This window comes from Spirosoma lituiforme, from assembly GCF_054776635.1.
In genome coordinates this window covers 1-14,841 of record NZ_BAAHBO010000011.1, presented here as the reverse complement: position 1 = coordinate 14,841, position 14,841 = coordinate 1, and the positions used below count along the sequence as shown (strand labels likewise).

General features: G+C 46.9%; 7 protein-coding genes. 4 read left to right on the top strand and 3 right to left on the bottom strand.

Annotated features, from left to right (window positions below; translation table 11 throughout):
* The first annotated feature begins 133 nt into the window (after nt 1-133).
* Together ACYU87_RS25280 and ACYU87_RS25275 are read left to right on the top strand one after the other, a co-directional pair.
* Nucleotides 134-5,245 carry an Eco57I restriction-modification methylase domain-containing protein gene (locus tag ACYU87_RS25280; RefSeq protein ID WP_461136796.1) on the top strand — a complete coding sequence of 1,704 codons (5,112 nt, stop codon included), beginning with the start codon at nt 134-136 and terminating at the stop codon, nt 5,243-5,245.
* Between the two features lie 319 nt (nt 5,246-5,564).
* The gene (locus tag ACYU87_RS25275) at nt 5,565-6,542 is read left to right on the top strand and encodes an adenine nucleotide alpha hydrolase family protein (protein ID WP_461136795.1); all 978 of its coding nucleotides are present in this window, start codon (nt 5,565-5,567) and stop codon (nt 6,540-6,542) included.
* A gap of 377 nt (nt 6,543-6,919) precedes the next feature.
* Here ACYU87_RS25275 and ACYU87_RS25270 read toward each other — a convergent pair whose 3' ends face one another.
* Both ACYU87_RS25270 and ACYU87_RS25265 read right to left on the bottom strand, forming a co-directional pair.
* Nucleotides 6,920-7,624: a LytR/AlgR family response regulator transcription factor gene (locus ACYU87_RS25270; RefSeq protein WP_461136794.1), complete on the bottom strand. Its 705-nt coding sequence runs from the start codon at nt 7,622-7,624 to the stop codon at nt 6,920-6,922.
* Nucleotides 7,625-8,659 carry a sensor histidine kinase gene (locus ACYU87_RS25265; RefSeq protein ID WP_461136793.1) on the bottom strand — a complete coding sequence of 345 codons (1,035 nt, stop codon included), beginning with the start codon at nt 8,657-8,659 and terminating at the stop codon, nt 7,625-7,627.
* Between the two features lie 205 nt (nt 8,660-8,864).
* On the opposite strand from ACYU87_RS25265, the gene ACYU87_RS25260 reads away from it, so the two are divergent.
* Nucleotides 8,865-9,749 (top strand): ABC transporter ATP-binding protein, encoded by an 885-nt coding sequence (locus tag ACYU87_RS25260; protein ID WP_461136792.1) that lies wholly within the window; start codon nt 8,865-8,867, stop codon nt 9,747-9,749.
* Nucleotides 9,739-13,377: an ABC transporter permease/M1 family aminopeptidase gene (locus ACYU87_RS25255; RefSeq protein WP_461136791.1), complete on the top strand. Its 3,639-nt coding sequence runs from the start codon at nt 9,739-9,741 to the stop codon at nt 13,375-13,377. The genes ACYU87_RS25260 and ACYU87_RS25255 overlap by 11 nt, the downstream gene beginning before the upstream one ends.
* A 335-nt stretch (nt 13,378-13,712) precedes the next feature.
* Here the strand turns inward: ACYU87_RS25255 and ACYU87_RS25250 are convergent.
* Nucleotides 13,713-14,841, bottom strand: a 1,129-nt coding sequence (locus ACYU87_RS25250; protein ID WP_461136790.1) for a right-handed parallel beta-helix repeat-containing protein, incomplete at its 5' end; no start/stop codon positions are given.

Here is a 14,841-nt window from a genome sequence, read left to right as displayed (position 1 = left end):
CTGACACCCTCACCACAATAGGGAATAAGGGGAAAAACGGCTAATCACTTTCGTATATTTGATTTTATAGTTGATTTATTGAAAATAAAGGCGTATTTTAGTAATAGATAATCGCAACAAATACGCCCTTTTAATGAACCGCTCCGTAAAGAAAAAACCGACGGCTGGACAATCTTTGTACCAGCAGTTGAGCATCTTTGATTCCATTGGGTTTGATGCCCTGACTAAAGAGGTCGTTAGCCAGCTTACCCAGCCAACCGCGCTTGCGGCTTCTGGACTGCTTGACGCAATCCCCCCCCTGCATTCCTATTTCCGAATTAATCATAATACGGTATTAACCCCTTTTGGAGAAAAGGCCAAATTAATTGCCAACGTCACGGCTATCCGGTTAGCCAAACAATTACTGCGGGAAGATCGACCGGCTACCGACGACGAAAAAAAGCTGTTAGTTCAGTTTTCAGGCTGGGGGGAACTGGCAAACGTGTGGAATCTGGAAGCCTTTGCCGAGTACGGAGAAGCAACCGCCCAGCTCTCGCCCATGAGCGCCGAGGTGGAACGTTGGGGTAAACGCTATTATAAAGCACGTTTGGAACTAGGGGAACTGTTATCTGATGAAGAAATAGAACGTGCTTCCCAATCAACGCTAAATGCGTATTATACCAGTCATACCGTTATCAAAGCCATCTGGCAAGCCGTTGTTTCAATGGGATTTACCGGAGGGCGCATAGTAGAGCCCGCGGCGGGTAGTGGTCATTTTATTGGTGCCATGCCGGACAATTTACGTCAGCAAAGCCGCGTAACGGCTATCGAAAAGGATACGCTGACGGCGCAGATTCTAGGGTTGCTGTATCCTGAACTTGAAACCCACGTGAGCGGGTTTGAGGACGTACAGATTCAGCCTGAAAGTATTGATTTAGTCATTGGAAATGTACCCTTTGGCAACTACAAAGTGTACGACCGTCACAATCGGGATTTATCCGATCTACCAATTCATAATTACTTTATTGGCCGTTCAGCCCGGTTAATTCGGGAAGGGGGGTTACTGGCTCTGATAACCTCAGCGGGAACGCTGGATAGTGGAAGCCGTAAGTTTCGCCAAAACTTGCATCGGGAAGGAATGGAACTGGTAGGGGCTATCCGGTTGCCAAGTTGTGCGTTTGAGCAAAACGCAGGTACAGAAGTAACGACCGATATTTTATTTATGCAAAAGTGCGTAGCTAGTGTACGCCGGTTTAGCCAATTTTCATATGTCGGAACAACGACCGTACGCACGATAGCCCCGGTCGATGAAGAAACCGAAGTTGCGAAATCGATTATCATAAATGAGTATTTTGCCGAGCGGCCTGCAATGATGCTGGGTGAAATGTTTCTGGCCGAAGAAGTAGGAAAAGGCGGTTTATACCGGGGAGATTCCCAAACGTTATTTCTGGCTAATCCCAACGAATTGACCACTCGTCTTGACGGCGCATTAACCCTTTTGCCAACAGCCATTTTTAAACCCCTTAACCGGAACCCATTTGGCGAATTGGGCCGTATGGCGGTGAATGGCTATGCAGGACGCGTAAACATCAAAGGGCGCAGTTTTACCCAATCCCTGATTATCCGCGAGTACGAGACCTTAAAAGCCGCCTTCTCTGCGTTGCTACGTGCGGAACTGAACGCAGAAGCCGACGTTGTTACCGACCCATTGCGGCAGGCATTAAACAACGAATATTACCGCTTTACGGGTTGTTTCGGTAGGCTTAATAAAAACCGCTCAATTGCTTTTTTGGAAGGGTACGACCCTAAATTTTTGATGGTTCAGGCCCTTGAACTGATTGAAAAAGGAAAGGACGGAAAAGATGTCATTAGCAAATCGGCTATTCTGACCGAGCGGGTTTATCCACTCCGTCCCTTGTCAGTGGTCGAAACCGCCGAGGATGCATTACGGGTTTCCCTTTATGAGTGCGGACGCATAGACAGCGCCTTTATTGCGGCAAAATTAACCAAAACAGTTTCCGAAGTTGAGCATGAATTAATCACAAAACGATTGGTTTTTCGACACCCGGCGACTGATAAGTTGATTGATCGTGACACGTATTTGTCAGGGGATATTAGAGAGAAGATAGTACAGGCAAGATTATGGCTGGATCAGAAACCAGCATTACAGGCCAACATCCTTGCCCTGGAAGCTGTCATGCCCCCAACGGTTCCGCTCTCATTAATCACTTTCCAGTTAGGTTCCGTCTGGCTACCAGCCGAACTAATTAAGGAGTGGATAAAGCACGAACTTGAACTTGATATACGCTTACGGTATAACGATCAGTCCTGTGCGTATGATCTTACGGTCAACAATCCCTACGCGGTGAAAAACCGATCTATGGGAACGGCAGAGCGTAAAGCATCTGATTTGATCGAATCCGCGCTCAATGGACGTAGCGTCGTGGTTACAAAAACCATTCTTGACGCAGAAGGTAATAAGCGGGAGGTTAAGGACATTGAAGCCACTTCACAGGCCGTACAAGCGCAGGAAATCCTACAGGAGCTGTTTATTGATTACTGCCGGACAAACTACGTGGAACGCATAGAAAAAGCGTTTAACGACCGTTTTAACGGCCACGTATTTAAAACGTATCACCGACCACAGGTAGCTCATTATCCCGGTGCCAGTCCTTTCATTTTTTTGCGGAACCACCAGTTTAAAGGCGTCGAACGGATAAAAGATGAAGATACTATGTTGGCCCATGAAGTAGGTACGGGTAAGACCTTTACCATGATTTCTGCGGCTATGGAAATGATACGGCTAGGGCGATTGTCGAAGGTTATTATTGCCGTGCAAAATTCAACGGTAAGGGATTTTGCTAGAGCGTGGCGAACGTTGTATCCATCCGCGTTAATTTATGTACCGGAGAAATCCGATCTGGAAACCACCAATCGAAAACGGTTTCTACAACGCATTGCCACCAATAAATTTGATGGAATTGTTTTACCGCAATCGTTCTTGAAATTAATACCTTCCGACCCGACCGCCGAGGAGGAATTGATCAGTGAAGAAATTGCCCGAATTGAAGCGCAGGGCAGTTCATCCAGAGAAGACCAACGCGCCAGTAAAAAGCGCATTAAGGCGCTGAACAAATTAAAACTGAGCGTTGAGGTCAGGCGCAAAGCGCAGGCCGACCGCAAGCAGGACGATATTTTACATTTCGCGCAGTTAGGTGTAGATGGTTTATTCTTAGACGAGGCCCATAAGTATAAGCGCTACGGCTTCCACACGCACCGCCGGAATATCAAAGGTATCGATTCGGAGGGGTCACAAGATGCGTTTCAAGCAATGGCAAAATGCCGGACAATTCAACGCAAAGGGGGGCGGGTTGTACTGGCTACGGGTACGCCTATCAGTAACACAATGGCCGAGGCATGGACAATGCTACGCTACCTTGCCATTGAAAGGTTGGAATCCCTGCAACTGACTACGTTTGACCAGTTTGCGAGCACCTTTGGACAAATTATTCCATCGTTTGAGTTAACACCGGGCGGCCAGTTTAAGGCAATTGAACGGTTCGCAAAGTTTGTGAATGTTCAGCAGTTATCAGACCTCTACCGAAGTCACGTTGACGTCGTGCTGAATGAGGATGTAATTGAGTTTAAGGAAGACGCCACCTTACCCGTTCTTAAGGAGCAAACCCCAACCCAGGAAGACGGTAGCCAGCGCATAGAACCCGGCTATACCCGTATTTTATTGCCCCAAACAGAAGGGATTGCGGCAGAATTAAACGTGGTCCGACAGACGCTATCCTGGTACGAAAAATTGTCGGGCAAGCAGAAAAAGGAAAACGCTCACGTTCCGTTAGTCATGTTCGGACAGGCCAAAAAAGCCACGCTCGACATTCGGTTACTATCTAGAAGTAATCCCGACGAAGACGGTTCTAAAATAAACCGCGCCGTAGCTGAACTATTCAGCCGCTATGTTCAGACAGAATCTTATAAAGGAACGCAACTTGTGTTTTCCGATTTGTACCAGAGCCCGGCCACTACGGACGAATTTTGGGACGACGAACAACGCTACCCAAATCCTGATTTTGGCAAACCTCGTTTCAACCTGTTTGAGGATATAAAGGCTAAATTAATCGCATTAGGCGTAGAAGCTAATCAGATTGCTATAGTTCCAGCAGACGCCAATAAGCGGGAACCTATCTTTCAAAATGTAAGAACCGGCGACGTACGGATATTATTAGGGTCATCGGAACGCATGGGCGTAGGAGTAAACGTTCAGGAACGCCTATACGCGGTTCACCACCTTGACGCCCCCGCACGGCCAACGGATTTCGGCCAGCGTAACGGGCGAATCCTTCGCCAAGGAAACTTACATGCGCTTTGGAAAATACCAGTAGAAATTTTGACCTACGGCGTAGAACGAACCCTGGATGCAACCGCTTATGGCCGGTTGGCAATCAAACAGAAGTTTATTAATCAGGTCCTTAAAGGCACCAATTTAACCGATTCTATCAGTGATGTTTCGTCCGATGATGATTTTTCGTCCATGTCATTTGACCAGATGATGGCAACGCTTTCGGGTAGTCAATACGCCTTGATGTACACGGCACAAAACCATGAGCTTACCCGCCTGAAACAGCAGAAAAAGAACTGGCAACGGACGTTGATAGACGCGCAGGGAATGATTGAACGAAACCGAAACGTAGTAAACAAACTACTTGCCCAGCTCCCTCAACTGGACATGGAAGCTGAGATAATAGGCGGTAAATTTCCCAATGGATTTACGATTGACAGCGTAGAATTTGCCGGTAAAATGTACTCGGAGAAGTGGGGCCATGATTTAGAAGATTATTTTCTTCGGTTAAGACACCTTGCTAAACGGGGAGCCGAAGCGCGGGGAACGCTGAAAATAAATGGATTAACGATTGGCTTACAGGGACTGCTTATAGTTGACGATTTTACAGAGCCTTCCTATGGAATTGAGTACAGTTGGGGATTGAGTTTAATGGTTGCTATAAAACACGCCAGCGGCTTAATTCCATCCCTACGAGCTAATTTGGAACGGATTACGGATGCGCCAGTATCGGCCCGGCAGTCTATAGCGTACAGTCAGCAGGTAATCGATGAATACAGCCCCCGACTAACCCAAACCTTCAAACGGCAGGCTGAATTAGACGCGCTCGAAGAATCCGTGCAACAGCTACAGCAACTTTTAGAGGCCGAAAGTAACGCGAGTAATCTACAGACGGAAGCCTTACCCGTTGCGGCTTAATTACCCTTGTCCGTTGTGTATCCCGGTGGGTATACAACGGACAACAACCGCCCCTACAACACTACACCATCATTACACAGACACTCTACAAACACAACACGAAATTCACAAAGTGATAAAGGGGGGAAGGACGGGCTTAAAAAAGGGCTAAGCCATTCATTCTGTTGCTCCTTCTAATTCGATTGATTATATTTATATAGCTGATAGACAAAGGTTTATCGTTTATAAACAGTGTCAAGCTGTCTTGGCTCCGTTCATTTAATCGGTCGATCAATTCATAAACATATAAACGGTCGATTAACCGGCTGCCTGCTCGTCTATGTGGAAACGGAATGCCAAGTTGGGCCTGCTAACTAAACCCACTACTGTCTTATTTGTGGGGGGGGGGCAGGATTCGGTGGCTCTCTTACTGAAGTATTATTATGATGCTGCGTTTCGTCGCCAGTTGGTTCAAGGCCACTTTGTTTGTATCATGGCGGATACCGGTAACGAGTTTCCAAAAACAATGGCGTACGTGGCCAGCTTGCAGCACTGGTGTCAACAAGTCGGCATTGAATTTTACCTCATAAGCGCGGATATGGGGTATCATGGCCGTACCTGGCAAAGCCTGATGCATCAGATGGAAAAAAATAATTCCATTATGGGTGTAGGCTTTCAAAAGTCCTGTACCGATCAGTTGAAGGTCCAGGTCTGTTACCGGTTTTTAGGGGACTGGCTACGCCAGGCCTACGGCTTCAAAGCGATTGGCCACAAAGTGTATTACGAGTATAAAGCTCAATATGGGCAATTGGTAAGCTGGATTGGATTCGCCGCCGGCGAAGAGAAACGAATCGAAAGGGCAATCGTTCATAAACCCTTAGTCATCGGCGAGACCCTACCCTTATTTGAACAGCAATCACAAAAAACGAATAGTATACCCGTATGGCGGCAGGTTTGCGTTCGCCATGAATACCCACTGGTCCAGTTGGGTTTAAACCGGGCCGCCTGCCAGCAATTAATTGCCAGTTATGGCCATCAGGTTCCCATCCCATCAAACTGTATGATGTGCCCGTTTCAAAGCCCCGCTGAGATCGTCTATTTATACAGAGCGTTCCCTTCTACCTGGTCTTACTGGGTTGTGCGAGAGCAAGCGAAACTGGATAAGTTCAAGGATAAAAAAACAAATTTGGGCGTGAAAGGAAAACTTACCCTGACGGAGTTTCTACAAAAAGCCTTGACTACGTATGGCGACTGGTCGTTAGAAGAACTTGAATCGTACCGTTTCTCTCACGGCCATTGCGTAAAGAGTCGTTATTAATTCCTTACCCCTTTTTAGATGTGAATGAAGATAAACATCTACCCGCCGTTGACAATACTCATCAGGCAAAGCGGGGGTATCTTAAGTTATAGGGCAAATCTAAAATACGGACCAAATTCGTTATTTGGGGGAAAATCAGTCTCACAAACTCAGCTAAAATGTGAGATTTCGATTTTGATTAGTGAGATAACATATTGAGACTTCATATTATTTAGATTGTCCTTTCGAAGACAATAATCATTTCCATCACCTAAAACGGGCGTTTTTTGCTACTCCTCTATGACCCGCCGTGAATACCTGTCGAGTGAAGACCGCATCCGTTTTGATGCGCTCATAGTAATTTGGATAATTATAAATACAAGCCTATTAAGTAGTAATTACAAGCCCAATTTTTTAAATAATTCATCCCGATAATTTTTTCCAATAGGGATTTCCTGTTCACCAATAAATACTCTATTTCCCTCGATGCGCCCGACCTTTGATTTGTTAATAATAAAGGACCGATGCACCTTGATGAATTGCGTTGCGGGTAGTTGCTGCTCTAAGCTGGAGAAAGACATCGTAGGTGTTACCGTTTTATCAATGGTGACGACCCTGGTATAATTGCCATGTGCCTCGGCAAATAGCAATTCGTCATGGTTTATCCTATAGATCTTGCCTTCCGTTTTTATAAAAAGATGATCGTCTGCTACTTTAGCTACCGGCTTACGGTTATTTCGGGAGCCGATGTTTTCCGTGGCTTTATCGACCGCCATAATAAACCGTTCCAGCGAAAACGGCTTGACCAGGTAATCACAGACCGCTAAGTCGAATGCATTCACGGCGTACTCTTTATAAGCGGTGGTCATGATGACCTGAGGCCTGGTTTTTAGCGTTTGTAGAAAACCGATACCATCCAACACGGGCATGTGAATATCCAGGAACAGGATGGCAATGGTTTTTTCCAGCAACATCGTTCTTGCTTCGAAAGCATTACCACAAACGGCCTCAATCCTGAGCTGCGGCAGGTAACCGCAATAAGTTACCATCAGCTCCCTGGCTAAAGGCTCGTCATCGACTATAAGGCAGGTGAACTGATCCATTTAGTTTACTTTAAGACAAAGTTCTACTTTAAATCGATTTTCAGTATGGGTTTGGTTTAGCTTGTATTCACCGGGGTAAAGCAAATCCAGCCGTTTGATTACGTTGGCTATACCAAAGCCCGAATTGCGTTTATCAGTACTAATCCTCACTGAGTTTTCGCTGTAACTATTCGTCACATTGAAATAAATATGATCATTTACAATTTGGCAATGGATACCGATTTGGATGTCACTCTCAAGCGTATTACGGGAATGTTTAAACGCGTTTTCAACGAATACGACCAGCAACATGGGGGCTATTTTCAACTCTGCGGGTGCATCAGGTAGGGTAACGATGAGCGAAAGCCTGTCCGCGCTCCGGATGGTTTCCAGGTCGATGTAATTACGGATATAGTCCAGTTCATCGTTTAATTGAACCAGGGGCTGATCGGCATCATAAACGGAATAGCGCAGTAACTCGGACAGTTTCAGCAATAAAGCAGGCATCTGGTTAGGTCGGTTAATGGATAGGCTGTACATATTGTTGAGCGTATTAAACAAGAAATGCGGGCTTACCTGCGAACGCAACAGGCTCAGCTCGCTTCCCTTTTTTTGTTCGGCAAGGACGAGCCCATTCATCTTTTCCCGGATTGCGCTCCTGATCACCGCCAAAAAAAAGCCGCCAAATAGCAATACGAAGGTGACCACCGTACTATTTATACCCGATTCGATGATATGATTGAGCGGGAGATTCGGTTCAAAAAAATACATGTAAACCGCAAGGCCGAGCCCGCCAAGCCCGATAAGGGCAACGAGAAGCATCATCACCAGGCCAACCCACTGTCCATTAAGCAACCAGTTGCGGCACAGCCATCGGCCCGTGTAAACGCAAGCGATAACCCAGGCATAGCTAACGAATGCGCCCGGCGCGTAACGCCCGTTGCGGCTGATGTAAAGCACAACGACCAACAGGATTAATAAAGCCAGGAAAACCAACAGGTGTATCCTTTTCCCTTTTTCAAAAAATACGTCGAAGTAGCTGGCCGGTAATTTCATACGTCAAATATCTGGCTATAGTTAGTAATTATAGCCTATCCCTGACCAACGAATGGCACGGCAGGTCATAGGGCCGTAAACGGCTGACAAACGATCTGGTCAGGATAGACCAACTGTTCGTCAGCGTATTCGGGTTGTCCGACCAGTTCGTTCTTCTTTCTCATTTCGCTCCGCCATTTTTGACCCGTAGTCAAGAAAAGAAGCGATGAACTTAGTGATCGACAATTTATCCAAGACCTATTCCAACGGCGTTCGTGCTCTTACGAACGTTTCCCTGACTCTTACCAACGGGCTTTTTGGCTTACTGGGCCCAAACGGCGCGGGTAAGTCATCCCTAATGCGTACGATCGCTACGCTACAGGAAGCGGATAACGGCCGTATATTTCTGGATGACCTGAATGTGTTAAACAACAAGACGGAAGTGCGGCAACTATTGGGCTACCTGCCCCAGGATTTCGGTGTTTACCCTACACTATCCGCCGAACGTTTATTAGATCATATCGCGCAGTTAAAGGGCGTGGGGAATAAGGCCGAACGCCGGGCATTAGTGGAAGCCTTACTGGCACAAGTTAACCTGTTTGCTGACCGTAAAAAACAGCTCGGTACTTTTTCGGGCGGGATGAAACAGCGTTTCGGTATCGCACAGGCCTTGATCGGCGATCCAAAACTAATCATTGTTGACGAACCAACCGCCGGACTTGACCCCACTGAGCGAAACCGTTTTTATAACCTGCTCAGCAGCCTGGGCGAACATACGATTGTGATCCTTTCTACCCATATTGTGGACGATGTCAGTACGCTTTGTTCCCGTTTCGCGGTCATCAGCCGGGGTGAGGTACGCTACTCGGGCGAACCGAGTGAAGCCGTTAACGCACTAAATGGTAAGATTTATAGCAAAGCCATTACAACGGCTGAACTCGACCAGTATAAGACGAAGTACGACGTTATTTCAACCCAATTAAAAACCGGCAAACTGCATATACGGATAATGGCGGAACAAGAAGCAGGGGACGGATTTATCCCGGTTGAAGCCAGCCTGGAAGATGTTTATTTCTCCCAGATCATTAATCGGGCTACTCATGTTTACTAAACTATTTCTATTCGAGCTGCACATACAGTTCCGGCGGCCCGCCACGTATTTATATTTTGCCGCTGTACTGATGTTTAGCCTGGGCACGTTTGCGACCGGCTCTATACCCTTATCGGAAAAAGAGCATATCAATGCGCCTTTTGTACTCGCCTTATGGTGCGCGGCCATGAGTATGATCCTGGCCATGATCGGTTCATCGGTGATGGGTTTGCCGATCTACCGGGACATTGAATACCGCACGCAACAGTATTACCTGACGTATCCCATCAGCGAGGCCGGTTATTTCTGGGGACGATACCTTGGCGCTTTTAGCTGCTTACTTTTTATCGCCAGTGGAATGATCATTGGCGCTTATGGGGGTACGCTGCTTGGCCCTGTACTGGGTTGGCGCTACGCTGAACAATACGGGACCAATGCGCCCGCTTACTACCTGCACCCATTTTTTACCATCGCCCTGCCGAATTTATTCTTTACGGCATCCTTGTTTTACGGGCTGGTTTCACTAACGCGCAGTGTAAAGGTGATCTATGGGGGTGGTGTGCTTTTATTCCTGGGCTATTTTTTGTCTTTCTTTTTCCTGATGCATGACCACAGCGCCACCGTGGTCAACCTGGCTGACCCTTTTGCCATTAACGGGGTCATGCTGCAAGCCAATGAGGCGACCGTTATCCAGAAAAATTCGTCTCTGATCGCCATCAGGGGGACGTTTTTAGTAAACAGGTTGCTATGGATAGCGATTGGTTTGGCTATCTTGTTTTCGGCTTATGGCCGGTTTAGCTTTGGCCGTTTTTTTAAGGAGCAAACAGCTAAAAAGCTCGTTGTTGACACCGCTTCAGACACACCGGTAGCACCCATACCAAACGTCCATGTCAGTTTTAATAACCCGTATAGCAGGCGCATAGTGGTAAGCCTGGTCAAAACAGAATGGCTGAATTTGGTTACCGACAATTATTTCTGGATCATTTTAGCCAGTGGTGTCTTTTTTCTTTTGTTAGCTTTTGGGATGGGTGTTTCCCCCTTTGGCATACCCGAGTTTCCGCGCACAGTTTTGCTGTTTACTATTTTCAATGATACGTTTCCCTTTTATATTTTCCTTTTCCTCCTGTTTTATACCGGCGAAATCGTGCATCGCGAACGCAGCAGCGGATTTGCCGTCATTAACGATACCTTACCGCCATCAAACCGCCTGTTAAACGCGGCTAAACTGCTTACTTTACTTACGCTGGGCATGAGTATGGCCCTAATCCCGGTAATCTGCGGCTTAAGCGTGCAGATCGCGCAAGGGTTCTACCAGTTTAATTTCGGATTATATGCTACGCAGGTTTTTGTGCTGTTACTACCGCGATTCATCCAGATTGTCATCTTTTGTTATGTGGTGCATGTACTGGTTAATCAAAAATTTGTAGGTCATACCATTGGGCTACTACTCTGGCTGGCTTTGTTCTTTTTAAATAAATCAGGCACTCTGGATTATCACCTGCTGCTTTATGGTATTACCCCCACTTATCAATTGTCCGATATGGACGGACTAGGGCATATGTTGGTACCGGTAAGTTGGTTTAATACCTATTGGCTGCTGTTTGGCGGGCTGCTCATTATCCTTTCCGCTTTAGGCTATAATCGTGGCATAAGTAGTACGTTCAAAGACAGGTTCAGCTTGGCTACACAACGTTTTGATAAGACGACTAAATGCATAACCTTGGTTGTCTTAGCCGCTTTCCTGATTGTCGGTATCTTTATTTATTATAACGTAAGCTACCTGAACAATTACCTGACTCAACACGAGCAAACAGAACGTAAAGTACGGTTTGAGACGGTCCTAAAACAGTTTGCCGGACTGCCGCTGCCAAAAGTAACCCGGATCAGATCACAGGTTGACCTCTACCCAGCTAAACAGCAAGCGTTAACCCATGCCTGGGTTACCATCCAAAATAAAACAAAACAGCCAATTACCCAATTACTCGTCGATGGTGAGGAATTAACCGATTTTAGGGTCAAAACCGGCGGGAAAGCGATCCCCTATACCTATCCGCTCTATTACCCTCGCGGGCTATTTAATTTTTTCAGGCCAGCACGTGAACCGGCTGAATACCGGCTGTATCAGTTTGAGGGGGCGCTGCTGCCGGGTGATTCGTTGCTGCTGGAAGTCCAATCCTGGCAGGGCTATCCCGGCTTCCGCAATGATACCTACGCCGAAACTATGCTGCATAACGGCACTTTTTTTCAAGGCGGATTGCCAAGCTTGGGGTACGATGCTTTCGAGGAGTTGACCGACCCCTTTGAACGCCGAAGATACCATTTACCTAAAAAAAACGAGCCTGGTGCTATTCCGCAGGATGACCCTGCCGGACGGGCAACCTTGAAAGCAGGACCGACCATTGACCTCTTAAAGCTGGATATAACCGTTAGCACCTCGGCTGATCAAACGGCGCTCGCGCCCGGAACATTGGTTAACCAATGGAAGCAGAACGGGCGCAATTATTTTCAGTATACACAAACCGATCCGGGACTTTATATGCCCATAAGTATCCTATCGGCCCGCTATGCTGTTTTGCAGGACACAGTGCAATTGGATCATTCGGTGGCAATCGCTATTTATTATCATCCCCAACATGCCGCCAATATCATCCGCTTTATGGCCGCCTATAAAGATGGGCTTCATTATTTCAGCCAGGCTTACGGGGAGTACCCCTTCAAGGCAATCCGCCTGGCCGAGACCAATGTTTATCAAAACAAAATAACGTCGCTGGCTACGCTTGATGCGTATACAGAAGATTTTGCCTGGAACGCTCATGTCAGCGACCCGAACCAGTTCGATTATACGTGTTTCCGTACCGCCCGTACGTTGGCCCAGCAATGGTGGCGCTTCCAGGTAGCGCCCAATAACACGGTTGGCTCATTGATCATACCCGAGGGGCTGGCTACTTATAGCGCGCTGGCCTTGATGGAAAAGAAGTACGGAGCGACGAACATGCGTGCTATCGTTTTGGATCAGTTGACGGATTACCATTACCGGAGAGCCCGGTTGAATGAACCCGAACAACCGCTGATGACGATGAACTTCCCCCAGCAAAGCGCAAAAGCCGGCGTGGTCCTGTATGGGTTAAAAAACCTAATCGGCGAGGATCGTTTAAATGCCGCTTTGCATGCTTTTAAACAGGCGTATGCCTTTAAAAACAAACCGCCGTATGCCGGTAATGATGATCTTTACGAGTATCTGCAAAAGCATGTGCCCGACTCCTTAGCCTACTATTTAGCCGATAACTGGCTAAGGGTAACCCTATATGATAACAAGATACTAGCGGCTAAAGCCATTCCGATTGAAAAAAACGAATACCAGGTTACCTTTTCGGTGCATGTTGCCAAAACAGTGCTGGATAAAACCGGTAAAGAAGTACCTGCCCCAACGACAAATGATTACATAGACTTGGGTGTTTTCGCAAGAGGTACCATGAATAAAGCCGGACGACGGCAAACGAATCCTTTATATGTAAAGAGGTATAAGCTACAGGCGGGAACGCATACGATTAGCGTTAAAGTAAAGGGCCGGCCGGAATTTGTGGGAATAGACCCCTATGCTACTTTACTGGACAGAAATGCTGGGAATAATTTGAAACGTTTCAACTGACATTCATTTTTCAAAGGCTGTTCTTAGGGAGGCCAGGCCTCGAAAATTTGTCCAGCCATTCAGGGGGTTAAAACAAGGTCATGTCCTTTTAAGAATTTAATCCCCTTCCACAATCTCAAAATACCCTCCCACTTGAGACATGTAACATTCTCACGTACCTAATTCGGGCGTTAAATGAAGCCCTGATTTTTAAGAAAAATAAACCTCTCAAACCCCTACTTTATAACTCATTCTGGCCACGAAAGTGTTTTCATTGCCGTGCTTTGAACATAAAGGATTGATTCTTCTACACGGTTCAAGATGCCCTATATACAACTGATTAGTGACCGGATTAGCTATTTTTGGGGATTTATTCTGAACAACCCGGCACCTAGATCGTAACCCGCTGATTGAGCCGTAGGGTGCAAATAATTGCGGGGGATACCCATCGGGGTAACCTGGTTTAGGATAACTTTTCCCATTTTCCGAATACCCCTTTCTTGGTGAGTACCAGGGCGCTGGTAAGGGGTTGGCCCTTGACCACTATCATAAACGCCCATGTAATGGACGTTGCCCGTAATTACCGAGTTGCTAAATGTAAATAAAGGATGATTTTCGCTTTTTGAGCTTAAAAAGAAGTAGTCACTGCCGGTAATGATATTATTCCGAAAGACAAAGGGGGCGTCTGCTTCTTTCTTATACCCATACCAGATAGCGGACTCGTAGGCCCCGTCGATAATGGAGTGGGTGAGCGAAAAGCCTTTGGCCGAATAGAAGAGTAGCAGTGCATTCTTACAGTGGTAAAAGATACAATGATCTACCTGAACCGTGTTGGCCCCCTCCATATAGACAGCACCTTGAATGGGGGCCCAGTTACGCTCGCCGATAAACAAGCATTGTGATACGGTTAAGTCCTTCAAGTTGGCGCTGTCACGTTCAATGGGATAGTAGTACTCAACCGACGGGTTGGCATTGCCGACAAACTTTATGCCTCGTATTGACACCTTGTTGCGTAGAATTTCCAGCCCAGCACAGTGCTCAAAATAGGTCGTTAAGTTGTTGGCAGAAATGGACTGAATAACGGGCATACTGGCCGGTTTCCAGGCCGGGTCATCGGGCATGACGAGCGCTTCCAGAATGAAACGAGTCGTATCAGCCCTCTCAGCGGGCTGAATCTTGATGAGTTGGGAGAGAACATACAGGCCGGGCGCTAATTTGATGGTGATATCCCGTTCCCCTGAAAAGGTACGGCTTAATTGGACTGCTTGATGCACACTGGCCACTGGCTGGCTCACGGAGCCCGTAGCCTGATCATCACCCTTCACGGCGTCCACATAGATCACCTGGGCCCGTAGCGGGTGCCCCAGGCAGACCAACAAAAGGGTAATCCAACCGATACCTTTCTTCGTATTCCTGCCGATCAATCGTATAAGACTGCTTTGCGTAAGCTGTACCGTTATCATGCGGATAATATTTGAGTAGACA

Bases quoted from the DNA above. Each gene is read 5' to 3' on its own strand.
- ACYU87_RS25280 (WP_461136796.1), top strand. From the start codon at position 134: ATGAACCGCTCCGTAAAGAAAAAACCGACGGCTGGACAATCTTTGTAC.
- ACYU87_RS25275 (WP_461136795.1), top strand. From the start codon at position 5,565: ATGTGGAAACGGAATGCCAAGTTGGGCCTGCTAACTAAACCCACTACT.
- ACYU87_RS25270 (WP_461136794.1), bottom strand. From the start codon at position 7,624: ATGGATCAGTTCACCTGCCTTATAGTCGATGACGAGCCTTTAGCCAGG.
- ACYU87_RS25265 (WP_461136793.1), bottom strand. From the start codon at position 8,659: ATGAAATTACCGGCCAGCTACTTCGACGTATTTTTTGAAAAAGGGAAA.
- ACYU87_RS25260 (WP_461136792.1), top strand. From the start codon at position 8,865: ATGAACTTAGTGATCGACAATTTATCCAAGACCTATTCCAACGGCGTT.
- ACYU87_RS25255 (WP_461136791.1), top strand. From the start codon at position 9,739: ATGTTTACTAAACTATTTCTATTCGAGCTGCACATACAGTTCCGGCGG.